The 25,887-nt window shown below is 36.0% G+C and carries 22 protein-coding genes; 12 read left to right on the top strand and 10 right to left on the bottom strand.

Going from position 1 to position 25,887, the window contains the following annotated elements:
- Positions 1-12 precede the first annotated feature (12 nt).
- Positions 13-1,080: an ATP-grasp domain-containing protein gene (locus BTA34_RS13785; protein WP_151436053.1), complete on the bottom strand. Its 1,068-nt coding sequence runs from the start codon at positions 1,078-1,080 to the stop codon at positions 13-15.
- Between the two features lie 323 nt (positions 1,081-1,403).
- Here BTA34_RS13785 and BTA34_RS13780 point away from each other — a divergent pair, with 323 nt between their 5' ends.
- From BTA34_RS13780 to BTA34_RS13755, 6 genes are all read left to right on the top strand, one after another.
- The gene (locus BTA34_RS13780) at positions 1,404-1,988 is read left to right on the top strand and encodes a TerD family protein (RefSeq protein ID WP_151436052.1); all 585 of its coding nucleotides are present in this window, start codon (positions 1,404-1,406) and stop codon (positions 1,986-1,988) included.
- Positions 1,989-3,131, top strand: coding sequence for a TerD family protein (locus tag BTA34_RS13775; RefSeq protein WP_151436051.1), 1,143 nt, complete (start codon positions 1,989-1,991; stop codon positions 3,129-3,131).
- 25 nt (positions 3,132-3,156) lie between these two features.
- Positions 3,157-3,612, top strand: coding sequence for a tellurite resistance TerB family protein (locus BTA34_RS13770; RefSeq protein WP_151436050.1), 456 nt, complete (start codon positions 3,157-3,159; stop codon positions 3,610-3,612).
- 34 nt (positions 3,613-3,646) lie between these two features.
- The gene (locus BTA34_RS13765; RefSeq protein ID WP_151436049.1) at positions 3,647-4,687 is read left to right on the top strand and encodes a TerC/Alx family metal homeostasis membrane protein; all 1,041 of its coding nucleotides are present in this window, start codon (positions 3,647-3,649) and stop codon (positions 4,685-4,687) included.
- 53 nt (positions 4,688-4,740) lie between these two features.
- A complete protein-coding gene (locus BTA34_RS13760) occupies positions 4,741-5,319 on the top strand; it encodes a TerD family protein (RefSeq protein WP_006536043.1) in 579 nt (192 codons plus the stop codon).
- Positions 5,320-5,398: 79 nt separating this feature from the next.
- Positions 5,399-5,974 carry a TerD family protein gene (locus BTA34_RS13755; RefSeq protein ID WP_151436048.1) on the top strand — a complete coding sequence of 192 codons (576 nt, stop codon included), beginning with the start codon at positions 5,399-5,401 and terminating at the stop codon, positions 5,972-5,974.
- A gap of 74 nt (positions 5,975-6,048) precedes the next feature.
- Here the strand turns inward: BTA34_RS13755 and BTA34_RS13750 are convergent, their stop codons facing one another.
- Positions 6,049-6,723: an HAD family hydrolase gene (locus BTA34_RS13750; RefSeq protein ID WP_151436047.1), complete on the bottom strand. Its 675-nt coding sequence runs from the start codon at positions 6,721-6,723 to the stop codon at positions 6,049-6,051.
- 416 nt (positions 6,724-7,139) lie between these two features.
- On the opposite strand from BTA34_RS13750, the gene BTA34_RS13745 reads away from it, so the two are divergent.
- On the top strand, positions 7,140-8,669 hold the full coding sequence (locus tag BTA34_RS13745) for a methyl-accepting chemotaxis protein (RefSeq protein WP_151436046.1): 1,530 nt from the start codon (positions 7,140-7,142) through the stop codon (positions 8,667-8,669).
- A gap of 71 nt (positions 8,670-8,740) precedes the next feature.
- On the opposite strand, the gene BTA34_RS13740 is transcribed toward BTA34_RS13745, so the two are convergent.
- The 5 genes from BTA34_RS13740 to BTA34_RS13720 all read right to left on the bottom strand — a co-directional run bounded on the left by BTA34_RS13740 (position 8,741) and on the right by BTA34_RS13720 (position 14,557).
- Positions 8,741-9,904 carry a fimbrial protein gene (locus BTA34_RS13740; RefSeq protein WP_151436045.1) on the bottom strand — a complete coding sequence of 388 codons (1,164 nt, stop codon included), beginning with the start codon at positions 9,902-9,904 and terminating at the stop codon, positions 8,741-8,743.
- A 3-nt stretch (positions 9,905-9,907) separates the two neighbouring features.
- Positions 9,908-12,547 (bottom strand): fimbria/pilus outer membrane usher protein, encoded by a 2,640-nt coding sequence (locus tag BTA34_RS13735; RefSeq protein ID WP_151436044.1) that lies wholly within the window; start codon positions 12,545-12,547, stop codon positions 9,908-9,910.
- A gap of 38 nt (positions 12,548-12,585) precedes the next feature.
- Positions 12,586-13,305 (bottom strand): molecular chaperone, encoded by a 720-nt coding sequence (locus BTA34_RS13730; RefSeq protein ID WP_151436043.1) that lies wholly within the window; start codon positions 13,303-13,305, stop codon positions 12,586-12,588.
- Positions 13,306-13,370: 65 nt separating this feature from the next.
- Positions 13,371-13,934, bottom strand: coding sequence for a fimbrial protein (locus tag BTA34_RS13725; protein WP_151436042.1), 564 nt, complete (start codon positions 13,932-13,934; stop codon positions 13,371-13,373).
- 323 nt (positions 13,935-14,257) lie between these two features.
- Positions 14,258-14,557 (bottom strand): helix-turn-helix domain-containing protein, encoded by a 300-nt coding sequence (locus tag BTA34_RS13720; RefSeq protein ID WP_151436041.1) that lies wholly within the window; start codon positions 14,555-14,557, stop codon positions 14,258-14,260.
- A 1,132-nt stretch (positions 14,558-15,689) separates the two neighbouring features.
- Between BTA34_RS13720 and BTA34_RS13715 the strand changes: the two genes are divergently transcribed.
- Complete coding sequence (locus BTA34_RS13715; protein ID WP_151436040.1) at positions 15,690-17,216, top strand: methyl-accepting chemotaxis protein; 1,527 nt, start codon at positions 15,690-15,692, stop codon at positions 17,214-17,216.
- 231 nt (positions 17,217-17,447) lie between these two features.
- Positions 17,448-18,341, top strand: coding sequence for a LysR family transcriptional regulator (locus BTA34_RS13710; RefSeq protein ID WP_265576342.1), 894 nt, complete (start codon positions 17,448-17,450; stop codon positions 18,339-18,341).
- A 62-nt stretch (positions 18,342-18,403) separates the two neighbouring features.
- Here BTA34_RS13710 and BTA34_RS13705 read toward each other — a convergent pair whose 3' ends face one another.
- Complete coding sequence (locus BTA34_RS13705; RefSeq protein WP_151436038.1) at positions 18,404-20,689, bottom strand: FdhF/YdeP family oxidoreductase; 2,286 nt, start codon at positions 20,687-20,689, stop codon at positions 18,404-18,406.
- 670 nt (positions 20,690-21,359) lie between these two features.
- Here BTA34_RS13705 and BTA34_RS13700 point away from each other — a divergent pair.
- Genes BTA34_RS13700 through BTA34_RS13690 form a run of 3 tightly spaced genes read left to right on the top strand, consistent with a single transcriptional unit; the run spans position 21,360 to position 23,876 of the window.
- Complete coding sequence (locus BTA34_RS13700; RefSeq protein WP_151436037.1) at positions 21,360-22,712, top strand: cytochrome ubiquinol oxidase subunit I; 1,353 nt, start codon at positions 21,360-21,362, stop codon at positions 22,710-22,712.
- Entirely contained in the window at positions 22,712-23,719 is a 1,008-nt protein-coding gene (gene cydB / locus BTA34_RS13695) for a cytochrome d ubiquinol oxidase subunit II (RefSeq protein WP_151436036.1), read from the top strand. The genes BTA34_RS13700 and cydB overlap by 1 nt, the downstream gene beginning before the upstream one ends.
- On the top strand, positions 23,703-23,876 hold the full coding sequence (locus BTA34_RS13690) for a DUF2474 domain-containing protein (RefSeq protein ID WP_151436035.1): 174 nt from the start codon (positions 23,703-23,705) through the stop codon (positions 23,874-23,876). The genes cydB and BTA34_RS13690 overlap by 17 nt, the downstream gene beginning before the upstream one ends.
- Before the next feature lie 82 nt (positions 23,877-23,958).
- Here BTA34_RS13690 and BTA34_RS13685 read toward each other — a convergent pair whose 3' ends face one another.
- Both BTA34_RS13685 and BTA34_RS13680 read right to left on the bottom strand, forming a co-directional pair.
- On the bottom strand, positions 23,959-24,876 hold the full coding sequence (locus tag BTA34_RS13685; protein ID WP_151436034.1) for a bestrophin family protein: 918 nt from the start codon (positions 24,874-24,876) through the stop codon (positions 23,959-23,961).
- A gap of 206 nt (positions 24,877-25,082) precedes the next feature.
- Positions 25,083-25,802 (bottom strand): enterotoxin A family protein, encoded by a 720-nt coding sequence (locus BTA34_RS13680; protein WP_151436033.1) that lies wholly within the window; start codon positions 25,800-25,802, stop codon positions 25,083-25,085.
- Positions 25,803-25,887: the final 85 nt, after the last annotated feature.

Raw genomic sequence — 25,887 nt, 5'->3', positions numbered from 1 at the left:
TATTTTTCATTATTAATTATTATCCGTACTGATTAAGTTTGTTAGCGTTGAATTGAAAATAATAGAATCGGTGATTGAGCGTATTTTTGTTGGTGTAAAATGGTTGGTTTGAGCTGTCGCCTCTTCAATACTCATTAATCCTAATTGGCGTAAAGCAAAAATACCTGCAAGATTAATTCCACAATGTTGGGTATAACCAATACCACCAGAAGGACGCATATTAATTTCAAGTAAGAGTGGGCGACCTTGATGATTATTGCGGGTTTGCACATTCACAATCCCATCGGCTTTCATCGCTGTTGCGCACGCTTTACCTAATTCATAAGCCTCGCCTGAGATTTCTAGATGTTGTATTGCACCCTCTTTGCGTCGAGCTACAGCCGCAATAACATCACCTTGCTCTACCACCATATCAACAGAGTATTCAGGGCCGGGTAAATAAGGCATTAAGACTAAAGGTTCAAAACGTTCAACCGCCTTTAATGCATCAAGATATTGTTGCGGATTGACTTGGCGATTTTCTGGGTGATTAAACAGTGCCATTGGTGAAACTTGATTATCAAAGCGCCAAAAACCCATACCGTAAATCCCTTTTACAGGTTTAATACATAAAGGTATTTCGCCAAAAGGAGGCTCTTTTATATGTGTTTCTAATTCATCGATAGATTCAATGTAAATAGACGGTACTGCAGGAAGCCCACATTGTTCCATCGCTTGTGCAAATGCAACTTTATTATCAGCTAATTGAAGCTGTTCAAGTTGTGTTGCCCCAGTTGTTAATTTTACCCCAAATGACTCAATTTCTTGGCGGTGTCGTTCAAACCATGCGCTATTACGACCAGTGTGAATGGCACTGACTTGATGCTGTTTTACAACATCATTGATAAATTTTAAGCGTAATGTCTCTTCAAGAGGTTCATAAAAAGCCCCATCAGCAAGCGATAAAATCTCATTTCGAGTATGACGATGAGATGCGAGCACAACGATCTCTTGGTGCTGCTGTTTTGCAAAGTCTTTAACACTTTGAATTATATCGCGTTGTGATGATAAACCTTCCATAAACCAAATTGTGTTATTCATTACTCTGTATACCGTGAAATAAAAGTGTAGGGTTCAATGCCTATAATCATGAAGATTTCGCAGAACTGTGTCAATCATAATATGATTTATTTGAGTTAATTTTTAAATCGTGTAATTACGTAAGTTATTATTGTGATTTTTTTGTGTTTTTAACATTTTATTTTAATTTAATATCATTAATATCAATAAGTTGACAAAACTTTAAGTTTGAGTGAGAAAAATAGTCTTGCTCATGTACTTCATCATGATATGATGATTTTCATGATATGGAATTAATCACAAATGGCGTTATTGTTTCACTCTACCTCTGAAGGAATTTAATTATGGTTTCATTAAGCAAGAATCAAACAGTTTCTCTCAGTAAACAAGCACCTGCACTGAGCCATTTAATGTTTGGTTTAGGCTGGGATCCGATTAAGAAAAAAGGATTATTAGGCAGTCTTTTTGGTGGCGGTGGTTCTATTGATTTAGATGCAAGTTGCGTATTGCTTGACGCAAGTGGTAATCAAATCGATACCATTTGGTTTAGAAAATTAAAATCAAGCTGTCAGTCAGTTATTCACTCTGGTGATAACTTAACAGGTGACGGCGATGGTGATGATGAAACAATTTTCGTTGATTTAGCCCGTTTATCGGCAAATGTTGAATATTTGGTATTCACAGTAAACAGTTTCCGTGGACAAACATTTAATGAAGTTGAAAACGCATTCTGTCGAGTTGTTGATAAAGCAACGAATAAAGAGCTGGTGCGTTATACCTTAACAGAGCAAGGCTCTCATACAGGTATCGTGATTGCTTCTTTACAACGTAATCATGGTCAATGGGATTTCACTGCGTTTGGTGCGCCTTGTAAAGGCCGTGTTATTAACGACATGATGCCTGATATTGTGGCTACGGTGGTGCGATAAATGAATATGACTCCAGGTGGGAACGTACCTGTTCCGAATCAAACATTAATCATTAGAATTCAATCAGGTGCGCCTGTTGATGTGTCTGCTTTTAGACTTTATGCATCAGGTAAAGTGAATGGCGACACCGATATGGTGTTTTATGGACAGACCGCTAATGATGATCGCACCATTATTTATGCAACAGCAGGAAACAGCACGTCTTTCACAGTGGATCTAACGCGTTTGCGCCCAGATGTTGAAAAAATTGCGTTTACAGCGACTTGTGAAGGTCAACAAACTATCGCAAATTTACAACGATTATCAATTCAAGTTGATGCTAATAACGAAGTTGTGGCGAACGGTAATGTTGATATTAACGGTCGTCCTGAAGCGGCATTAATTTTAGGTGAATTGTATCGTCGTAATGGGAGTTGGAAGTTCCGTTTTATCGCTCAAGGGTTTAACGGTGGTTTAAAGCCATTAGCTGAACATTTTGGTGTTGATATTGCAGACTCTGCACCAGCACCAGCACCAGCGCCAAGTTCGGTGAACTTAAGTAAGGTTTCTTTAACTAAAGAGAAACCGGCAATCAGCCTAACGAAGAAAGACGACTTCGGTAAAATTCGGATCAACCTTGATTGGCATCGTGAAAGCAAAAGTGGCGGTTCTGGGCTATTAGGTGGGTTGTTCGGTGGCAATAAAGGTATTGATTTAGATATCGGTGCTTTTGTTGAACTTCAGCAAGGACATAAGTCCGTTATTCAAGCATTAGGAAACGGATTTGGTGATTTTAATCGTATTCCTTATGTTGAATTACAAGGTGATGATCGTACTGGAGACGTTGCTGGTGGTGAATGGATCTTTGTAAATGGACGTGAATGGAAAAATATTAAGCAAGTGCTGATTTTCGCGTTTATTTATGAAGGCGTACCAAATTGGAGCAAGACTGATGGTGTGGTTACCATTCATGTGCCGGATCAACCGCCTATCGAAACTCGCTTAACTGATGGTAATAATGGTCGCAATATGTGTGCGATAGCCCGACTCGTTAACGAGAACGGATCAATAAAAGTTGAACGTCTCAATGAATTTTTTAAAGGCCACCGCGATATGGATAATGCCTACGGGTGGGGATTTCGCTGGACAGCGGGTTCTAAGTGATCAAGTTGATATAAGGAAAAATAGCATGAGTTTTTTTAACAAATTAAAAGAAGGTTTTAATACAGGACGTTCTGAGTTAACCAAGCAAGTTGCTCGCTTTAAAAACAAAAAATTTATGCAAGGCACTGTTGCGGTTTGCGCGCAAATCGCCATTGCTAGTGACGGTGTGAGTTCTGAAGAAAAACAGAAGATGCTTGGTTTTTTAAAAGCATCAGATGAACTTAAAGTTTTTGATACTTCTGAAGTTATCGAATTCTTTAATAAGCTAATCCTGAGTTTCGAATTCGATACCGAAGTCGGTAAAGGTGAAACCATGAAGTATATTCTGGCAATGAAAGATCAGCCAGAAGCTGCGCAATTAGCTATTCGTGTCGGTATTGCTGTTGCGAAAAGTGATGGTGATTTTGACAATGATGAAAAAGAAGCGGTGCGCGCTATTGCCATTGCATTAGGCTTTCAGCCCGCAGAATTTGGTTTGTAATTAATTTAAGATAGGGAACCGTTCAGGAATTATTATGGTATCCACACATATTGGTTTTCCGACAGAAACTGTCATTGTCTTTGTTGTACTTGCGATTGGCGCTATTTTTATCGACTTATTTATGCATCGTGCAGATAAGCCGATAACGTTAAAGAATGCCATATTCTGGTCTATATTCTGGGTTGCCGTTGCAATGGCATTCGCAGGATTCCTTTATGTTCACCATGGTGCAGAAGTTGCGAGCTTATTCGTAACAGGTTATGCATTAGAGAAAGTGCTCTCCGTTGATAACTTGTTTGTCATGATGGCGATTTTCTCTTGGTTTGCCGTACCTGATCGCTTCCGTCACCGCGTTCTTTATTGGGGGATCATCGGTGCTATCGTTTTCCGTGGGATCTTTGTTGCCATCGGTACAGGGCTGTTAAGTTTAGGACCATATGTTGAGATAGTATTTGCCTTAATCGTTGCTTGGACAGCAGTTATGATGCTGAAAAGCGGTGATGATAGTGAAGAGATTGAAGACTATTCACAACATCTTGCTTATCGCTTAGTAAAACGATTTTTCCCTATATGGCCAAAAATTACTGGGCATGCATTCTTACTAACACAAAAAGAAGTTGATGCTGAATTAGCAAAACCAGAGAACAAAGAAATTACTATCGGTCGTGGTACAAAAGCCGCGTTATATGCAACACCACTTATGCTGTGTGTGGCTGTTGTAGAGCTTTCCGATGTGATGTTTGCTTTCGACTCGGTTCCCGCTATTATCGCAGTAAGCCGTGAACCCCTCATTGTTTATAGTGCAATGATGTTTGCAATCTTAGGCTTACGTACGCTCTACTTCGTGTTAGAAGCGTTAAAACAGTATCTGGTTTACCTTGAAAAAGCGGTTATTGTGTTGTTGTTCTTTATTGCTGCAAAACTAGGTTTAAATGCAACAGATCATATCTGGCAACATGGATACAGCATCTCCGCGACAACTAGCTTATTTGTTGTGCTAGGTGTTCTTGCTCTGGGTATTATTGCAAGCTTTGTATTCCCAGAGAAAAAAGATGATAAAGGTAAGACAAATTAACAAATATTCTTGAAAAATCAGAATATTAAAAACAAAACTAAAGAGGTTATAAAATGAGCGTTTCTCTTTCTAAAGGTGGTAATGTCTCTCTGAGCAAAGCAGCCCCAACGATGAAAAACGTCCTTGTCGGACTTGGTTGGGATGCCCGTTCTACAGATGGTCAAGATTTTGACTTAGATGCATCTGTATTTCTGTTAGCTGCAAATGGAAAAGTGCGTAGCGATGCCGATTTCATTTTTTATAACAATTTAAGATCTGCTGATGGCTCTGTCGTTCATACCGGTGATAACCGCACAGGTGAAGGCGATGGTGATGATGAAGCGCTGAAAATCAAATTAGACATGATCCCAAATGATGTCGATAAGGTGATCTTTGTTGTCACAATCCATGATGCGCAAGCACGCCGCCAAAGCTTTGGCCAAGTATCGGGTGCATTTATTCGTTTAGTTAATGATGACAACCAAATTGAAGTTGCTCGTTATGACTTAACGGAAGATGCATCAACAGAAACTGCAATGTTATTTGGTGAGTTATATCGCCACGGTACAGAGTGGAAATTCCGTGCAGTAGGCCAAGGTTACGCGGGTGGTTTAGGTTCAGTTTGTGCTCAATACGGTATTAATGCCTCTTGATAGCTGATTGGTAAAATACTACCCACTGGCAGTCATAAGATGTGATTGCCAGTTTATTCAATAAAGTAGGAGCTTTGATATGGCAGTTTCCCTTGTTAAAGGTGGTAATGTTTCTCTGACTAAAGAAGCACCAACAATGTCGGTTGCTATGGTTGGTCTAGGATGGGATGCCCGCGTGACTGATGGCGCAGAGTTCGATTTAGATGCGTCAGTATTCATGGTAGGTGAAGATGGAAAAGTACTTTCAGATGCAAGTTTTATCTTCTTTAATAACAAAGTGAGTCAATGTGGAAGCGTTGAACACCAAGGAGATAACCGTACTGGGGAAGGCGATGGTGATGATGAGCAAGTAAAAATCACCCTATCAAAAGTCCCTGCTGAAGTGAAAAAACTGGTATTCGCAGTCACTATTTATGAAGCGGAAAGCCGTAAACAAAACTTCGGTATGGTCAGCAACAGTTTTATGCGCGTTTATAACAACGACAATAATACTGAAATTGCACGCTTTGATCTTTCTGAAGATGCATCAACAGAAACTGCAATGATCTTTGGTGAGTTATATCGCCATGGTACAGAGTGGAAATTTAAAGCTGTAGGTCAAGGTTTTGCGGGTGGTTTAGGTGCGTTAGCATCACAACACGGCGTGAATATCTAATATCTATATCATTAGTACATCGTAAAAACCCTCGTTAATCGAGGGTTTTTTTGCGCTCTATTTTGCGAGGGAAATTATTTTTTTATTTCTATCTTGATGGGTGAATTTTTAGATTTACGACGACCCGTATGAAAGTGGCGCCAATGAGGATCTTGCGCAGCAAAAAGCAGTTCATGATCGCCACGAGAATCTCCCCACGCTCTTAAATGGTATTGTGTTAAGTCACCGTATACCGCTTCTAATCGTTTTATTTTTTCACCACAACGACAGTTATTACCAATAATTTTGCCTGTCAGCTTTCCATCAACCACTTCGAGTGTTGTACCAATTAATTTAATCCCTAAGCGCTCAGCAAATGGTTGTAATACCATTGCTGGTGATGCAGAGCAAATTGTCACTTCAGCATTGTTATTTACTTCTTCTGCAACGGCTAACAAGCCAGTAGGGCGCATTAATTTAACCCAGTAAAGCTGACAAAATGCTTCGGCTTTTTCTTTTAACCATTGCTCTTCTATATTGGTTAGGAAGGTTTTTATCAGCACTTCTTTTAGCTCATCACGCGTGAGCTTGCGTCTAAAGCAACGTAATGTCGGTAATACCATTTTAATTAAACGGCGTGAGAATTTACGTTTACCAAAGGCAAATTTTAGAAAAGGAATAAAACTGTCGTGATAGGTTAGCGTGCCATCAAAATCAAACACTGATAACGTTTTTACGGTGTTTTTCGCGTTTTCAAATTGGGGTTGCATAAAAAGTTAAGCTCCGTAAATCATCAGAGTTTTTAAGGTCATTGCGCATATTATATCATTGTTCTCAAAATGAGATAGTATGGTTGTTACTTATTGAAAATAAAGCTATTTATTCTTTTGTGAATAATGGAGTGTATGAATAATCTATGAAAACATCAGCAGATATTGACTACTCAATAAAGTAATGTGTGATTGATAAAAAATAGCTTATTTATTATTAACACTATCGGTTGCATTATTTTATAAAATAAGAATAAAGCGTAAATTATTTAAAATATGATTAGTGATTATTTATAGAATAAAAATTTTCAAATAAAAATTATTAACTTATATGTATCAATAATAATTAAATAAAAAAATTAACTTGGTCGATAAGAAATAAAATTTATCGCTATTTACATATAGGCTTTTTAATTATGAGTATTAAACGAAGTGCTAAAATAGGCTCCTCTGCACTGTTATTAATTTTTATTTTATCTTCTGTATTATCTACATTTTTCATCTACAAAATGAAAAATAATTTCACCCAAGTGGAAACATTGTTAACACGTTACACCGATGTATTGATGGCACGTTATCAATTAGCAACGATGCGTTCTAATGTGAACTTTTTGATGCAAGATACAGCAGAGACAAATGCTAAAAGTGCTGAAATTATTGAGAAAAATAAAAAGATTGCGGTAAGTGCTAAACGTGCAATGGATATATGGGTAAAAGAAAAAAAAGTCACAGTAGAAGCACAAAAAAGTGCGGATGAAATAGCAAAGTTATTTTATAGTTTAATTGATAGACTTTTGATTGCGTCAAATGGTTTAGACGCAATACATATAAAAGATACAGAATTTGCCAATGACTTTGATAGATTAGATCATTTATTTGATAACTATGTTTATATTAAAGCTAAAAACAGTGCTGGACTCAGAAATAGACAAGATACTATGGTTCAGCTTTCTATTTACTCCACGCTCATCTCATTATTAATTCTATTTATTATTTTATATTTTGTTATTCGTTGGATAAACAAAACCTTTATTTATAACCTTAATGTATTGTCTAATATGTTAAATAAAGTTGGTAAAGGGGAATTAGTTTTCGCTTTACCTAAAATAAAAAAAGATGAATTTGGTGAGTTATTTTTACATGTTAGTGATATGCAAAAAGCGTTAACCTCTACCATTCTTACTGTAAAAAGAGAAACATTAGAGATAAAACGGGGAGCTTCTGAAATTTCATCAGGTAATCAGGAACTCTCTGCCCGTACTGAAGAGCAAGCTAGCGCATTGCAACAAACCGCAGCCAGTATGGAAGAGATTAGAACCGCTGTAGCCAATAACACTGAAAATACCCAAGAAGCCAATGAGATTATTAATCAATCTAATGACATCGTTATAGATGGTGCGAGTGTAATGAAAGAAGCTATCTCATCGATGAAAAAAATAGAGCAAGGTGCGTTAAAAGTGGGTGAGATTAACGAAGTGATTAATAATCTTGCGAGCCAAACGAATATTTTAGCGCTAAATGCTGCGGTAGAAGCTGCAAGAGCTGGGGAACAAGGGCGAGGTTTTACCGTTGTTGCGGTGGAAGTACGAAATTTAGCGGCTAAAAGTGCAGATGCCGCAAAAGAGATCAGTCAGATATTAAAAGCATCTATAAAAGATGTCGCTGAAGGAACCGCTCTCGTGAATAAAACGGGAAAACACATGCAAGAGATCGTTTCTTCAATTGCAAAAGTAAATAAGATTATGCAAGGGATAAGTCTTGCTTCAGAAGAGCAACGGGTTGGCATTGAACAAATTGCGGTAGCGATTAATCAGATGGATACGGTTGTGCAACAAAACGCCTCTTTAGTGGATAATGGCGCATCTTCAATGATGATGTTAGACGAGAAAGCGCAGGTATTGATGGATAATGTGGCCGTTTTTCAAATAGAAGAACAAGCATTATAACGATAAAAAACTCACTCTGAATTAACGTATCAGAGTGAGTTTTATTCTATTCTGGCAAACAGAGCAAGGGATTAATAATATTCAATCATAAAGGTTGCAGCACCATTGGCGATACCTGCGGATATTCTGTCATCGACACGAAGATACCGCGCACGCAATGGAATGCTTACAGTGCCTGCTTTTTCTGTAACTGGCTGAGCAAAGGCGGTTGGTGTATTAAATTTAACAAAATCTTCGCCGGCATCACCAAATGCAAGTTGGATACCGACACCTTTAGCCGCTCCGGGTACATCATTAATTTTAAAAGTACCAGGATATTCAGGAATAGCTGGATTTACAGGCTTGATGGTCACTCTAATCTCATTAGGATCACGATCAGGGAATGTTTGTCCTCTCTCTGTGGTTAATACATCTCCTTTGCCACCAGAATAGTAACCTCGAAACGCAGGACAATTGTATAAATTAATATCAGAATTTATCCATTTGGTTGAACTACCTTTTGCAGGTAAGGTAGATATTTCATGTTTGCCTAATTCCACGGTGTAGTCTTGTGTTTTACAACTTGAAGCGGTAACACTAACTGAACCTGTAATATTCATATATGCGGCTATAAAAGGGAATCCTTCTGCTAGAACCTTATCTTTTTCGGGATAGTTCACATCAAGTTGCATTCTTGCAATATTGCTTAAATCAAATATACCTGGCTGAATAGGACCTAATTTAATTAAAGAATAATTTAATATTGGGTGCGCCCAATATTCCATACTTTCTCTATTTTTTTCAATAAGTTCACGATTTCCTTCCCAAGAGAGTTTAGCAATATTAGGTGTTAGTGAATTATTTCTATTTCTATTTGTATAAAATACAATACCAAGACCTGGGTTATTGGTTTTATAGACATTAGGAGGAATACCTGCGCCAACAGCAGGTGTTCCTCTCATACTTAATAATTTTACCTCTTGCCTTTCTAAAAAGTAATATTTTCCTAATCCTGTTGAAGGCACATTAAATGCACAGGTATAGTTGTATGTATAACTAGCAATATCGATTTTACCTTGGTAAACAACAGAGCCTACTGGCATATCAGCACCAACATGAATTGCGCCACCAATGGACATAGTCTGATTATCTGGAGGACCACTAACATAACACTTGACTGTTTGTTGTGCCATGACCTCCGCAACAGGAAAAAGTAGAAGCATTAAAGCTAGTGAGTTTTTAATAATAGGCTTCATACTTTATTCTCCACAGACACTAGTAAGTTGAACAAAACTACTTTGATTATCTTTATCTTGTGCTGGTGCACTATAGTTAATGGTACATTGCTGGATTTCACCCGGTCCCCACTTAATGGTTAAACGACCTGATGGATTTTTAACGCGGGCGTAGAGAAGTCCTCCCTGACCAATGCTACCCACTTCACTGTTCTGTTCATCGTAAGCGACACTACCAAATGGAATTGGTCCATTATTTCTTTGAATAGTAATCAACAATGGCATACCTTTGTCAGTTTCAAAGGCAACTTTAGTAATTGCTCCTTCGAATGGTGCAATACGCACTTGTGTATTTTGTAGCTCGATATTATTTGACATTCCTTTCGGGTTAATCGTGATGTCATTCATTTGATATGGGGTTAAATAAGGTACAGCAGCATGGCCAAAGCCATCGATTTCAATGCCCGGATAGCCACTAACTTTAGCACCTTTAGCACCATCGGCTTCAACCACAGCAAAAGTATTACCTTGATAAGGAGTTGCAACTACACCACCAGACCAGCCAATTAATGAACCGCTAGCACCAATCGAACCATTTTGATAATGCTCACCTAAGCCATAGTTTGCCGTTAAGTTGGTATAGTTAGTTTTTGCACTACCGTTTAAGGTCATACTAGAGCCAATTCCATGGTTAGTATTCATTGCAGTTATGCCATAGTTATAACGGTTATTTTCACCCGCAGATCCTGAGATCCCGATACGCTCACCTACGTCACCTCGGCCATTACGAGTTAGAGCTGCGGTTAAGGTTGGCATATGATCAACACTTAAATCGTAGAGTGGTAAAATAAAGTTCAATTCAAAAGATGTCTCTTTTTTACCATCCGAATTACGTGCTTGACCGACGTTTAAGCCATAGGAGAGGCGCTTCCAGCGATTGTTATAACCCATTTGATATTGCAAGTCAGTGGTATCGTTATTCCAGTAGTTTTGTGTAAATCCACTAACATAGAATGTTCCCCAACCTTCAGGTAAACCTTGATCAATCGTGACGTTAAAGCGACTTTTAGGACGCCAAATATTGTTGATACTTCGACCGTGTCGTTCTTCATTTATTGCTTGAACGGCAGAGCTATAGTCATAGAATTTTTCGGTATTAAATTTATAAGCGGCAATTGTCAGGTTACTATTAGTATCTTGAATGAATTTACTGTAACTGATTTGATAACTTTGCCCGCTATTCACTTTTGATGACGTTGTATTTAAGTGTAAGCGTGCTTGGGTGATGTCAGCAGAAAATGCCCCTAATGGCGTACTTAATGCTAAACCCGCTTGAAGTGCATAATAATCTGCACCAGTACTCTGTATACCAGCGTAACCCGTTATCAAGTTAGTTAATCCACGACGATAGGTAGCTTGATATAAGGTTGGATCATAATCCACTGCTGATGAATTTAAATGACCAGCTGCCACGGTATAGTTATGTTGCCCAGGGCGCAGTAACTGTACAACAGAAGCATAATAGACTCTAAAATTCTGCTGTGAACCGTCAGATTCTTGGATGGTGACATCCAAGTTACCACCATATCCTGATGGGTAAAGGTCATCAATTTCAAATGGGCCTGGTGGAACGGCAATCTCATGGATCACTTGCCCATCTTGGCGAATAATAACTCGCGCATTGGATTTTGCGACCCCACGGATCGTCGGCGCAAAGCCACGTTGAGAGTCAGGTAACATTTTCTCATCACTAAAGAGCTGGATCCCTCTTAATGGTTGAGAATCAAAAAGTTGCCCTGTCGTAAGGACATCACCAACTTGAACCACACCTTTTATTGTCGTGATAATGCGTTGTAGATAATTATAAGTTGATGTGTAGTCGTGGCCGTTCTGTTCATTCCATGAATAGTTGCCAGTATGATGGAAACTCCATGTACCTAAATTAAGATTGCCATTAACACCAACGAAAGCAGATTTGTAATTCGTTCCATTGCTACGAGACATAAAATAGTTTGCGTTATAGCTCACTAATAATGCATTTATGCCTCGATCCCAGAGTGAAGGATTTACATAACCACGAGGTTTATAACCAACAAGAGCCTGTGGTGTATTAATCGTTAAACGTTGAACTGAATGGTCATAGTTTACTTCCGTCGAGGGGACAAAATCGGTTAGTGCAATACACTCATGTAATTCTAGTGCGCTTTTTAATAAGGGGGGGATTTTGTCACTTTTAAAGCCAATTAAGTCGATAATATCTTTAGTTAAACAAGGTGATACTTGACCATTTTTCATATCTTTAAAAGTGACTGGCGTTCTTGCCATAAATTGGCTATTGACATAAATCTCAACATTCCATGTACCAGGCAAGAAGGTATTTTCTTTATCAAAGCGACTGATATCAATATCACCTTGAGAAGTATTCATAAAAATAGGGTTAAATGAGAGTGAGCTATTTGTATGAGAAGAGTTATTATTCTCTGTTGATGAGTCAGTACTATTTTGTAATAAAGGCGACGTATTGGGTGATAATGAAGGAGTACCATTAGGTAGCCATTTATTATTTTCGATCCCTGTTATATTTTCTGCATAAGTATAAGGTGTTACTAAAAATAAAGTAGCACTAGCAGATATTATAATAGTTTTTAAAATATAACTGCTCATTTGAATATTCCCATATATTTTATGAAGTATTGAGAGTGCTAGAGTTTCGTTTCAACTATTTTCATTGCACCCCAGTCATTCACATAACGATAAACAACCTTGCTTCCTAAATTTGCCAATACACCATTGGGGAGCGTAAATTCGTGTTGGCCTAATGGTGGAACAACTTCACCATCAATTGGATTTTTCTCATTATTTGCAATCGTGATAGAAACGAGTGAAACAAAATAAGGTGAATTATTAATTGCTTTTAACTTGTTACCAGCAATTGAAAATTGAAGACCTTCAGCTGCATTTATTGCACCTATTTTATCTTTTAGTACGTCTGGACGATAAAATAGTTTTATTCTAGAGCGATAAGCAATTTGTAATTTATTATCTATTTCTGTATTTGTATTTGGTGGTATTTCTAATACATTTAACCAATAAATAGATTCTTTATCTTTAGGTAATGTTGCTGCACCAGTAAAACTAATTCTTAATGATTGCGATTTTTCTGGCTCAATACGGAATACCGGTGGGGTTAATACAAAGGGAACCTGAATATTTTCTGGTTTTGCATCAACATTACCTGTGTCAATCCAGTTTTGAATTAATACAGGCACTTTCCCTTCATTACTAATTTTTACTGTGACTTCTTTTTCATTTTCATTATAAATAACACGAGTACCACTAATAATAACGCCAGCGTTTATCCCTGTCGGAATAATTAATAATAAACTCAAGAAAAAGCTTTTAATTAATCTAGGGGTTTTCATATTTATCTTTATTCCATTAATAAAAAGCAAACAGGAAGGAGGAGTCCCCTCCCTGTTTATTTCGATTATTTATACTGCAGAGTATAAACAACGCTACTTGTTACTTTACCCGCTTCAGTTTTACCGATAGCGTAGTATTCAACAGCGTATGGCAGAGTGGCTTTATCATTAGTAATTGTATAATAAGTAGTATCATTTACTTGAGATGTGTTACCTACTTTAATTGCGTTGAAGTTAGCTCCATCTAACAGTTGTAATTGAACCTCTTTTGCTCCCGTTGCAGCAACATCCATATTTTTCAGACGACCACTCGCTTGGTCTACTGTTGCACCTGTTTCAAAGAATGCAGAAACAGTGCTATGACCTGCTGTGCCAACTTTACAATCAGACAGATTCATATTGAACGAAGTACGTCCAGTTACTTCACCTGCATTTTGTAAAACATTAGTACTTACTGTTGGCAGAGTAATAGTTGCATCTGGGCCTTGACCTTCGATATCAACTTTACAAGTTGTATCTGTTAATTCACCATTAAAAGTAATTGTACCCGTATTATCAGCAGCGATTGCATTACCAGCCATCAGACCAAATGCCATTGCTAATGATGCACCAATGATAGATTTTTTCATTCTAAGTTCCTTCGTTTTATATTAGATAACTACGTTTTAATAAATCGATAAATATTAAAATTAATATTTATAAATTTATTTATTGACTCTCTATTAGTGTAAAAATAAATAAAGCGATCCCTGGCAAATAAAAATGCTTAATAAGCATTTTTTATTTTCCTAATAATTATTATTTATTAATGCAGAATAATAGTTTGTCTGTTGTTAACACTCCCGGTTTCATAAAGCTAATAGCTCATGAAAATAAAACATAATTAAATATTTTATTTTCATGGTTAATTATTTATACTGATATTTACATAATCGTGTTAAATGTTTGTTTTTTAATTTAGCTGACTAATAACATTAGCACTCAATTCATAATCCTTTTTTTTAGGTTGTGAGATTGGTCCTTTTTCGTTGTAGGTGCTTATTACTTCACGATTCAAATCATCCCATGATTTATCAAAAATAATAAGTAACTTATTTATTAAGCTAAGTGACATACTATTTTTACCGTTTTCATAACGTGATATTTGTTGCTGGCTGACAGAGATTATTTTTGCCAGTTCACGACCTGATAATTTCTTCTCTTTTCTAGCCTTCTTAAAAAAAAGGCCTACTTTAGTGTCTAGATCGTTCATAAATTAATTCCAATAACATGAGGTCTAATATATAGAAGTTATCACATATTAAAATTAGTCATTTAAGTTTGAATAACTATATTACACATAAATTATTGCGTAAAAATGGTTTACTCTATGCGATTACTATTTGTAATAGGCTTAGCCTATCAAGGGAGTAATTATTGTAAGGTTATACTTAAGTTTTTGTAAGTGATAAGCATATCAATACGTTAAGTAATTTAATGAAACTACAGACTAATTATGATACTCATTATATGAGTTTTATTTGGGTGAAAAATGTTGTTTGGTAAGTTATATGTTATTTTATATTTCATTTTTAATCTTTATAAGATGAATTGTATGAAAGGGTTAGTTATTGTAAGTAAAAGTATTTTACGCGTATTATGGGTATTTATGAAAAGTGTAGAATGTAAGAATTCTCTGAATAAAATTAAAATTTAGGTTATATGATGAAAATCGGTTATGTGTTTTTCTAAATAATATGTTTAACCTATTTTTTATTAGAATAAATGAAATGTAAAAAATTGATCTAACGCAATAATTATTGAAGGGGATATTAAAAAGAAAGTAATTTGATTGTTCTATACAAAGAAAAGGAGCTTATTTTTAAGTATTAGTTGCAATGATGATTGGTTTATTTTCTAAAATGACTTATTTCTCTTACGATCAGAAAGTAGATGTATAAATTGAGTACTAACTTCTCTCTTCTATTCTTTTTAAGATGATAATTTTTTGTTAATAATATCCTAAGTGTATATACTGCATTTGTGCCTTTTTCTGAAGCTATTTATACCAAATTTACGCACTGGATCGTAAAAATACTTAAGAAGTATTAATTGCTAAACAATGTTTATTGTTTTGTTAGGAACTTAAATTTTTTACTGATTTTGGGTTTTAATCAAAATCAAGCCCCAGTTGCCAACCAATTAATAACACTGAAATACTATTTCATTATGGTATATGATCTGCATTACTGGTTTGAAAACAGAATAAAAAACTGATTGGCATCATTGATTGAGATCTGTAATAAGTGTTTGTATCGATAATTCTGATTAATGTGTAAATAAAATCTATCCACTGCCGATATATCAGTACCTTTGTGTCATTTTATATTGTGAGGTGGATAATCATGAGTATTGAAAAATCAGCCAAAGTTGGCTCGATATTGCTTTTATTTATATTTTTACTGTCATCAGTACTATCATCGTTCTTTATTTATAGAATGCAAAATAACTATGCATCACTTGATTCGTTAACCAATAGATTAAGTCGCGTACAGGAATCAAGATATGAGTTAGCAACAATACGCTCACACGTTAATTTCTTGATGAATCTGGGGACAATGACCGCGGAGAAAGAAAGAACTAAAGCATCATTAGTGGCAGAAGCCAAAGCGTTAGGGGAAAAATCAAAAATAACGATAATCAATTGGGCTGAAGAGAAAAAAATAAGCCCTGAAGCCGATAAAAATGCACAAGCGTTATCTGCACTGTTTTTACAGCTTCTTGATCAAATCATTGCGCCAATGGACACCTTAGAATATGAGGATGTGGATTTATCAAAAGATTTCACCCGCTTATCTAAACTCTTTGATGAGTATTTAATTATTACTCAGAAAGTTAATGATGATATTAATGCTGAACAACAGTGGATGGTAACACTTTCTATTTATGCAACGTTTATTGCTTTGATCTCCATTTTAGTGATCCTTTATGTTGTCATCCGTTGGGTAAATAAAACGTTTATCTTTAATTTGAATACACTGTCGGCTATTTTGCAGAAAGTAGGAAAGGGCGATTTAAGTTTCACTCTACCTAAGAAACGTAATGATGAGTTTGGAATCTTATTCTCTAATGTTGGGGATATGCAGACTGCGCTTACATCGACGATTCAACTTGTTAAAGACGAAGCGCTAGAGATCAAAAAAGGTTCAGCAGAAATTGCTTCTGGCAACCAAGATCTCTCTTCTCGTACTGAGGAGCAAGCAAGCGCTCTGCAACAAACAGCAGCAAGTATGGAAGAGATAAAAATCGCTGTAGTGAATAATACTGATAATGCGATTTTAGCAAACTCTATTACCGCAGAAACCCGCGATTTAGCAATTGATGGCTCTAACATTATGAGTGATGCCATTGACTCGATGAAGAAAATCGAGGTAGGAACATTAAAAGTTGCTGAAATCAATGATGTGGTTAACAACATAGCAAGCCAAACTAATATTCTGGCATTAAACGCAGCTGTTGAAGCGGCGCGTGCAGGTGAGCAAGGTCGTGGATTTACTGTTGTTGCAACAGAAGTGAGAAATTTAGCGGCAAGAAGTGCGGATGCTGCACGCGAAATTAACCAAATTATCAGAGAATCTGTTGCGGATGTCGCTCATGGTAGAGAATTGGTAAATAAAACGGGCGAGCATATGCAGGATATCGTTTCTTCTATTACGAAAGTGAGCGATATCATGCAGGGCATTAGTATTGCATCAGAAGAGCAAAAAGTAGGTATTGAACAGATAGCAGTAGCCATTAACCAAATGGATTCTGTTGTTCAGCAAAATGCGGCTTTAGTTGAACAAGGTGCAACTTCAACAATGATTTTAGATGAGAAAGCACAAAACTTAACAGACAAAGTTTCAGTCTTTCAAATCAAAGAACAGTATTAATCCGTTAAGTTAGTCAGTTAATATTGTATTTAAAACAAGCTCACTTTCATCGAAATATGAGGGTGAGCTTTATTTTTGAAACATTATTTAATCCTCTCTTTTATTTCCTTTCTATTATGACTTTATTGAGAAAATGGTTGGTAGATAAGCAAATTTTTGCGTATTGTTGACGACATAATATGAAAAGTTGCATTTTCTCCAATTCACCTGCTTATTACGAGGTTATCGCATATCGACATCAAACAATTATTTTATCTAATCGCTTTAGATAAAACGCAACATTTTGGTCAAGCTGCTGAGATGTGCCATGTGACTCAGCCGACCTTATCAATGCGATTACGTAATTTAGAAAAAGAGCTTGATGTAGTACTTATCAAGCGAAGTTCTCGCTTTGAAGGATTTACGCAAGAAGGCGAAAAAATCTTGAAATGGGCGAAAACTATGGAGTCTGCTTATGATGGATTACAAGCAGAAGCTGCAAATTTTCGACAACAACTGTTAGGTCAATTACGTATCGGTATTGTGCCTTTGACCAATTTAAATCCGATGCAAATGTTGCAGAAAATCTCATCGACATTTCCTGAAATTCGCTTTCAAGTCTCTTCGACAAATAGCGAGGAGATAATCGACAGTCTTAATAGTAATCGGCTTGATATTGGTATCTGTTATTTAGAAAAAGCGAATGCCCAGCAACATGAAATTTATGCTTTAAAGCAAACGAAATTAGGGCTTTTATTCCATCGTAATTATTTTATGCCATCGGCAAAAACGATTTCATGGGAGGAAGCAGTCAAACTGCCTTTAGCATTGCTTAATAAATCAAATCATTTTAGGCAATCTGTTGATTTGGCATTTCAGCGTTATAATCTGCATCCCAAAGTGTTAGTTGAAAGCAGTTCGACACTTCATCTTATGCAATCTGTCGATACAGGATTTTGCGCATCCATAGTGCCTATTTCAAAAGGAATGGAAAAACTCAGCCCAAATTTGGATGTAGTGCCTATTGCTGACGCCACAATAAATTCTCCTCTTGGTATTATTATTCGGCGAGAAGAGCCTCGATCGATACTGATTGAAAAATGCTTTACTGAAATGCGTGCTTATTTAGTTGATATGAGCTTGTAGATAATAAAGAGAAGCTGAGCCTAAATAGACTCAGCTTTTTATTTTTTAGTTAAATGAAAATATTAGGCAACTTGTGCTTTTTGGGCATAAATTCTAACGGGTGTCGCTTTATATGAAGGTGTTCCACTTTCTTTATCAATATAATCCAGCGGAATAAGAATATTAGCTTCAGGGTAATAAGCTGCAACCGTACCCGGTGCAATACTAAATGAAACAACAGTAATATCATTAAGCTGTAGCTTTCTATTTTGACTTACGGTTTCAATAGTCACTTTATCGCCTTCTTTTAAGCCTCTTGAGATTAAATCAACCTCGCTCATAAAGAGCACATCACGTCTACCGAAAATACCACGATAGCGGTCATCTAATGCATAAATTGTTGTATTATATTGGTCATGACTACGTATAGTGACTAGGCGTAATATATCTTCTCCAGCGACAGGTTCATTCTCGTTAACTCCGTCAAAAACAGAAAACATCGCTTTGCCTGTTGGCGTATCCCATACTCTATCCACCGCAGGAAGTGGCATACGAAATCCACCAGGTACTCGAATGCGTTGATTATAGTTATCAAAACCTGGGATCGTTTTTTCAATCATGTCACGAATAAGATCATAACTTTCAGTAAATCTCATCCAAGGCGTTTTGCTATTAGATAACGTAGTGGCAGCCATTTCAGCAACAATAGCTGGCTCCGATTTTAGCAAAGGAGATGCGGGTGTTAATTTACCTGAAGACGCATGTACCATCGACATAGAATCTTCAACGGTGATTGATTGGCGTCCTAATGCTTGTATATCGGATTCAGTACGACCTAAACAAGGTAAAATAAAGGTATTTTTAGCGGTTAATAAATGAGAGCGATTTAGTTTTGTTCCAATATGAACACTGAGATCCAGTTTTCGCATTGCTGAAAAGGAAAGCTCTGGATCAGGCAATGCCACAGCAAAATTACCGCCTAAGCAAATTAATGCTTTTGCTTTACCTTCAACCATTGCTTGCATGGCATTAACAGCATCATGACCATGTTTATAAGGTGGTTTGAAACCGAAGGTTTGTTCTATTTTTTGCAGAAATTCTGTAGAGGGTTTTTCAGTGATCCCTACAGTTCGATTACCTTGAACATTAGAGTGTCCGCGTAGTGGGCATATTCCTGCTCCTTTTTTACCGATATTGCCTTTCATTAATAATAAATCGGCAATTAAGCGAACATTTGCGGTTCCTTTATTATGTTGGGTAATACCCATACCATAAGTAATAATGGTGGCTGGGGAATTTGCATAAAGTAGTGCAACACTTTCAAGTTCGGCTTGTGATAGCCCACTTTCACTTTCAATATCTTGCCAAGTGGTATGGTTAAGATCGTCAATAACGGCTTCAAATCCTTGAGTATGTTCTGCGATAAAATCATGATCAAGAATATCGCCACGCTCATTATCCCATGTTAATAAGGTTTTCATAATGCCTTTTAACGCGGCTGCATCACCTCCTGCTTTAACCTGATAATAAGATGATGCAATATTGGTTGAGCTATAGGTTGCCATTTCAATTACGCTTTGAGGATCTGTAAATCGCTCTAATGCTCGTTCTTTTAATGGATTAAAAACAACAATTGGTACACCTCGACGAGCAACTTCATGTAATGTTCCCATCATTCTAGGGTGATTGGTGCCGGGATTATGACCAATGGCAATAATTAATTGTGTGTTGTCGAAGTCATCTAAAGAAACAGTCCCTTTACCAATACCAATTGATTGTGGTAACCCTACGCTGGTGGGTTCATGGCACATATTTGAACAATCTGGAAAATTGTTGGTACCATATTCTCTAGCAAAAAGCTGGAATAAATAAGCGGCTTCATTTGAAGCTCTACCTGATGTGTAAAATTCCACACTATCTGGTGAAGGGATGTCTCTTAATAGCTCGCCAATACGACTAAAGGCGTGATCCCAAGAGACAGGAATAAGTGTATCAGTAATAGGATCGTAAGAAAGTGGGTGAGTTAAACGACCGTAACCTTCAAGTTCAAAATCTGATTTTTTTAGTAATTCAGTAACTGTGTTTTGTGCTAAAAATTCTGGTGTGACTCTTTTTTTTGTCGCTTCCCAAGTAACGGCTTTAGCGCCATTCTCGCAAAATTGAAAAGTAGAGTGATGCTCTTTATCTGGCCATGCACAACCTGGACAATCAAAGCCATCAGGTTGATTGGTATTAAGCAATGTTTTAGGTGCAATAAGCGCATCCATTTGAGTGCGTACCGCGATTGCTGTTGCTTTTAATGCTCCCCATCCTCCAGCGGGTCCGTTATACGGTTTCACTCCAGGAATAGGCAATTTATTTTTACTCATATATACATTCCTAAAACGTAAATAATAATATTTATTTATGAAAATATTGGCAGGTGAATATGAAAATCAATATGGTTATATAATTAAATATATATTGGTATCTAAATTAAATAATATATTTAAACTTATTAACATTAATAGTTAATAAGTAAGTAAGCTTGAGGTTATATAAACATACGAATTTTCTGTTGTTTAAAAAGTTAAATCAATGTGTCTTAGTTGTCAACGAAAGTAACATTCTAAATAGTGCTTTATCGCTATATTTCAAGGCACGATAGAGCATATCTATCGTCTAATAAAATCAATTTATTTGACTAACTGTTATAGGCTGGTTAAAAATATTAACACGTTAGTGAATATACACTCTTCAACTCTGCATTTTTTGAAATATACTTATTAATCAATGAGGTGTAATTTTATTATCGATGTATATTTAAATATACAGCGTCTATTGTTGTTTCTATTTTTTATTAGAAAATAGAAAGGCGATTATATGAATAATATATGTAAATATAAATTAAATACTTTTATCTTTAATTTTTCAGCGATGGAATAAAGGTAGTTGGTATTAATAATAAAGCGTTAATAATAATTTATTTGAGAAAAACACAAATAGGAAAATAGAAATGAATAAATTTATGACAAATAGATTTATACTAGGTGGGGCATTATGTTTGGATTAGATGCATTTCACTTAGCAAGAATACAATTTGCTTTCACGGTCTCTTTTCATATTATTTTCCCTGCCATTACAATAGGCTTGGCAAGCTTTTTAGCTTTATTAGAAGGTTTGTGGCTAAAAACAAAAGAGTCGAGTTATCTCACTTTATATCAATTTTGGGTGAAAATTTTTGCCGTCAATTTTGGTATGGGCGTGGTATCGGGGCTAGTCATGGCGTACCAATTTGGGACAAACTGGAGTGGTTTTTCTCAATTTGCAGGCAGTATTACAGGGCCATTGTTGACCTATGAAGTCCTTACCGCTTTTTTCTTAGAGGCGGGATTTCTTGGTATTATGTTATTTGGTTGGAATAAAGTAGGGCGTAAGCTCCATTTTTTTGCAACCTGCATGGTGGCATTAGGCACTATTATTTCAACATTTTGGATTTTGTCATCAAATAGCTGGATGCAAACACCACAAGGCTATGAAATTGAAAATGGTGTCGTCGTTCCTATCGATTGGTTACAGATTATTTTTAATCCCTCATTTCCTTATCGCCTATTACATATGTCAATTGGGGCATTTTTAGCTAGCGCTTTATTTATTGCTGCGTGTGCGGCATGGCTTTTATTAAAAGGGAAAGATACAGCAGCAGTACGTAAAATGTTATCAATGGCGTTATGGTTAGTGCTGATTATTGCACCAATACAAGCTTTTGTTGGTGATGCGCATGGATTAAATACACTTGAACATCAGCCAGCGAAAATAGCTGCAATTGAAGGGCATTGGGATAATACATCGAAAGAAGCAACCCCTCTTATTTTGTTTGGTATTCCTGATATGGAAGAAGAAAAAACAAAATATGCGATTGAAATTCCGTATTTAGGTAGCCTTATTCTTACTCATAGTCTTGAAAAGCAAATACCTGCGTTAAATACCTTTGCTCCTGAAGATAGACCAAATTCCACCATTATATTTTGGTCATTTAGGATCATGGCAGGGCTTGGTATGTTGATGATTTGCCTTGGTCTATTAAGTGTTATTTTACGCAAGAAAAAGAAACTCTATAACTCCCCACTTTTTTTACGATTTACATTATTGATGGGACCTACGGGATTGATTGCTATCCTTGCGGGTTGGTTTACGACAGAAATTGGCCGTCAACCATGGGTTGTGTATGGGTTGCAACGAACTAAAGATGCCGTCTCTGCCCATGGTGATTTACAAATGAGTTTGAGTTTATTGGCTTTTATTTTGGTGTATTTCTCAGTATTTGGTATCGGCTATTTTTATATGATGCACTTAATGAAAAAAGGTCCTGTTGAAACTTATCCGACTTCCTTAAATCAAGGTGAAAAATAATGAATATTGATTTTTCGATTATTTGGTTTGCCATCATTATTTTTGCCACGCTGATGTATATTATCGCCGATGGATTTGATCTGGGTATTGGCATTATTTTGCCGTTTACGAAAGATAAAATACAACGAGATATTATGGTCAATAGTGTTGCTCCAGTGTGGGACGGTAATGAAACATGGTTGGTTTTAGGCGGTGCTGCGTTATATGGTGCATTTCCTCTGGCTTATGCTGTGATTATTGATGCGTTGACTATTCCATTAACGTTAATGTTAATCGGTCTTATATTTCGTGGTGTGGCCTTTGAGTTTCGTGTTAATGCATTACCTAAACATCGTCAGTTTTGGGACTTGGCTTTTATTGGCGGCTCTTTTCTCGCGACGTTTTGTCAGGGTGTTACAGTAGGGGCAGTAATTAACGGTTTTGAAGTAACAGGGCGTAGTTTTAGTGGCTCTGCACTAGATTGGTTAGCGCCATTTCCTCTTTTTTGTGGTTTTGCTTTATTAATTACTTATGCGCTTTTAGGCAGTTCATGGCTAATAATGAAAACGGAACATCAACTACACCGTAAAATGTGTTCAATCACCGTTTATTTAGCGATTGCATTACTTGTTGCGATTGCGATAGTCAGTTTATGGACACCATTAGCACATGAAGATATTGCACAGCGCTGGTTTAGCTTACCTAATTTATTCTTTTTATTACCTGTGCCTTTATGCGTATTAGCTTGTACTTGGGGAATTGTGCGTAGTGCTTATAATTATGGTCATTATTTGCCATTTTTATTATCACTTTTATTAGTGTTTATTGGCTTTTCTGGGTTGGGAGTGAGTATTTTCCCTCATATTATTCCACCAACAATTTCCATTTGGGATGCGGCTTCACCAGTCTTAAGTCAGAAATTTATGTTAGTTGGTGCCGTTATCATTATTCCAGTGATTTTAGCGTATACCAGTTGGAGTTATTATGTATTTCGCGGAAAGGTGGAACCCAATGAAAACTATCATTAGTCATTTTTTAACAATAAAACCAGCGCAAAAGAAAGCACATTGGTATCAACAAATTGGGTGGATGATCATTATTTGGTCTTTAAGTGTATTAAGCCTTGCGATTATCGCCTCTTTATTTAAATTATTAATGTACAGTGCGGGAATGAGAACACATTAATAACTTGAGGCATTAATAAATAAAAAGACAGTGTTATTAATTGACACTGTCTTTTTTATGCTTTCTATTTTAAATTTATCAATCACAATAAATTATAATGTTTATCTGGTCTTACTGTTATTGGTAATGGCGTAATATCTTGCATCTCTAATAAGTTTCTTTCAATTGTATTACAAATAGCATTTAAGGGTAAGTCATTTGCAGATATCCCAAAAGGATCTTCTAATTCTTCAGCTAATGAATCCCAAGATAAAAAAGTATAAGAAATAAACACTGATACAAATGGCGTCATATAATGGAGATCTGCTACCAACGCAAAAGGCAGTAATGCACAAAATAAATAAACAGTGCGTTGCAATATCAGAGTGTAAGCAAATGGAACTGGGGTATTTGAGATCCGTTCGCAACCTCCGAGTACATCAGATAAATTATTAATATCTTTATTAATTGATTGAAAGATAACGTCACTTATCATTTTGTCATCTCTCAGTTCGCCTATTTTTAAACCGATATGTAATAAAATACGATTAGTGGGATAAGGGCTATTCATTATTTCATTAAATAAAGTTCGAGGTAATAAGCGGTAAAGATCAACCATTGGATCTGTTTTTCTTAACTCGTGTTTTAAGCTCCAACTAAACGCAATGAGTAGATTAGAAAAGTCTCGATTAAATTGTTTATCTTCAGGTAATAATGCTTTTATATTTCTTAATATATTACGATGGGTAATTAACATATTACCCCATAGAGTTCTAGCTTCCACAAGTCGGCTATAGCTTGCATTATTTCTGAAACCAAGAAATATCGCGATAGCAATACCTAATAAACTAAAAGGAGCAACTGTTAAGTGTATGCCTAATTGTTCATACCATTGATAAATCAAAATGGCGATAATTGACATGATAACATTAAGACATAAACGAAAGATTATTTTTGAAAGCACAGAACCATGCCAATCAAATAACCGAAAAAACCAGTGTTGATTAGGACGTATAACCATAATAGTAATTATATAAGACAAGATTTGAATTGTGAGAATATTATCTCAATAAAAGAAGTAATAAGCCAATTAATTCTATTAAAAAATTAATAAGTATGAAAATTCTGATTCATATATACCTATATGAACCAGAAAGATAAATTTATATTCTTAAACATGAGTATCGTTAATGTAATAATACAGGCATAGTTGATTTGATTTATTAATCATAATGCTTCAGCCACCTCCATAACTGTACTTAGTACAGAACCCCAAGTGAATGAAGATGAAGGTAACACTGCGGATGCTTCTGCTAACTCATTGTTTATATTAGTCAGGGATAATCCCATCACTAGATGAGGTAAATTATCTATCTTTAATGGGTTATAACCTTTATAGGGTTCATCAGAGGAATGTGTTTCTTCTGGTGAATAATGAGGATTTACCATTGTTTCTTCAAGGATCTCACTACCTTCTTTAGTGTAAATAGTGACAAGTTCTATTAATTGATTTGGAATATTTATATATGCAGAATATTCTTGCTCTTCAGTTAATACTGCTCTTAGCATATCACTAACACGTTCTTTAATTTTATCATGATAATAATAAACAGTATCAAGTGCAGAATAAAAATTATTTGTTGCTCTTATTTTATAAATATAAGATTTATTATCGTTTGAGACATTAAGTAAATCTTTTGCGAATTTTTCACTTGATTTAAAACTTGATGTTGTCGGAATAAATGCAGAGTCTTTACTTCCTCTTCGCCCTGAAACACCGTTTACATGGGAATGGAAATTGATATTATTTCCCCAAGCGACAAATCCTTTTTTAAATACCTCCTCGGGTGGCCTTGAATCTGCTCGGTACACTTTACTGACAGGTCTTGCATATGATAGTTGTATATTAAATAAAATAAATAATATAATTAAAATTATTTTTTTCATTATAACCTCTTATTCTTTTATAAAAGCTTTAGAGTGCCATGTTATTTCTCTTTTTTATTTAGCCATAATTTTTTATTTTGGGATA

Source organism: Proteus sp. CD3 (genome assembly GCF_008808075.1).
GTDB lineage: Bacteria > Pseudomonadota > Gammaproteobacteria > Enterobacterales > Enterobacteriaceae > Proteus > Proteus appendicitidis.
Note: the sequence above shows the minus strand (reverse complement) of the source record. Positions and strands in the feature narration are given on the sequence as shown.

Excerpts from the sequence above, each read along its gene's own strand:
- BTA34_RS13765 (WP_151436049.1), top strand. The coding sequence starts at position 3,647 with ATGGTATCCACACATATTGGTTTTCCGACAGAAACTGTCATTGTCTTT.
- BTA34_RS13685 (WP_151436034.1), bottom strand. The coding sequence starts at position 24,876 with ATGGTTATACGTCCTAATCAACACTGGTTTTTTCGGTTATTTGATTGG.
- cydB (WP_151436036.1), top strand. The coding sequence starts at position 22,712 with ATGAATATTGATTTTTCGATTATTTGGTTTGCCATCATTATTTTTGCC.
- BTA34_RS13785 (WP_151436053.1), bottom strand. The coding sequence starts at position 1,080 with ATGAATAACACAATTTGGTTTATGGAAGGTTTATCATCACAACGCGAT.
- BTA34_RS13730 (WP_151436043.1), bottom strand. The coding sequence starts at position 13,305 with ATGAAAACCCCTAGATTAATTAAAAGCTTTTTCTTGAGTTTATTATTA.
- BTA34_RS13745 (WP_151436046.1), top strand. The coding sequence starts at position 7,140 with ATGAGTATTAAACGAAGTGCTAAAATAGGCTCCTCTGCACTGTTATTA.
- BTA34_RS13690 (WP_151436035.1), top strand. The coding sequence starts at position 23,703 with ATGAAAACTATCATTAGTCATTTTTTAACAATAAAACCAGCGCAAAAG.
- BTA34_RS13740 (WP_151436045.1), bottom strand. The coding sequence starts at position 9,904 with ATGAAGCCTATTATTAAAAACTCACTAGCTTTAATGCTTCTACTTTTT.
- BTA34_RS13680 (WP_151436033.1), bottom strand. The coding sequence starts at position 25,802 with ATGAAAAAAATAATTTTAATTATATTATTTATTTTATTTAATATACAA.
- BTA34_RS13735 (WP_151436044.1), bottom strand. The coding sequence starts at position 12,547 with ATGAGCAGTTATATTTTAAAAACTATTATAATATCTGCTAGTGCTACT.
- BTA34_RS13720 (WP_151436041.1), bottom strand. The coding sequence starts at position 14,557 with ATGAACGATCTAGACACTAAAGTAGGCCTTTTTTTTAAGAAGGCTAGA.
- BTA34_RS13715 (WP_151436040.1), top strand. The coding sequence starts at position 15,690 with ATGAGTATTGAAAAATCAGCCAAAGTTGGCTCGATATTGCTTTTATTT.
- BTA34_RS13725 (WP_151436042.1), bottom strand. The coding sequence starts at position 13,934 with ATGAAAAAATCTATCATTGGTGCATCATTAGCAATGGCATTTGGTCTG.
- BTA34_RS13770 (WP_151436050.1), top strand. The coding sequence starts at position 3,157 with ATGAGTTTTTTTAACAAATTAAAAGAAGGTTTTAATACAGGACGTTCT.
- BTA34_RS13780 (WP_151436052.1), top strand. The coding sequence starts at position 1,404 with ATGGTTTCATTAAGCAAGAATCAAACAGTTTCTCTCAGTAAACAAGCA.
- BTA34_RS13755 (WP_151436048.1), top strand. The coding sequence starts at position 5,399 with ATGGCAGTTTCCCTTGTTAAAGGTGGTAATGTTTCTCTGACTAAAGAA.
- BTA34_RS13775 (WP_151436051.1), top strand. The coding sequence starts at position 1,989 with ATGAATATGACTCCAGGTGGGAACGTACCTGTTCCGAATCAAACATTA.
- BTA34_RS13705 (WP_151436038.1), bottom strand. The coding sequence starts at position 20,689 with ATGAGTAAAAATAAATTGCCTATTCCTGGAGTGAAACCGTATAACGGA.
- BTA34_RS13700 (WP_151436037.1), top strand. The coding sequence starts at position 21,360 with ATGTTTGGATTAGATGCATTTCACTTAGCAAGAATACAATTTGCTTTC.
- BTA34_RS13750 (WP_151436047.1), bottom strand. The coding sequence starts at position 6,723 with ATGCAACCCCAATTTGAAAACGCGAAAAACACCGTAAAAACGTTATCA.
- BTA34_RS13760 (WP_006536043.1), top strand. The coding sequence starts at position 4,741 with ATGAGCGTTTCTCTTTCTAAAGGTGGTAATGTCTCTCTGAGCAAAGCA.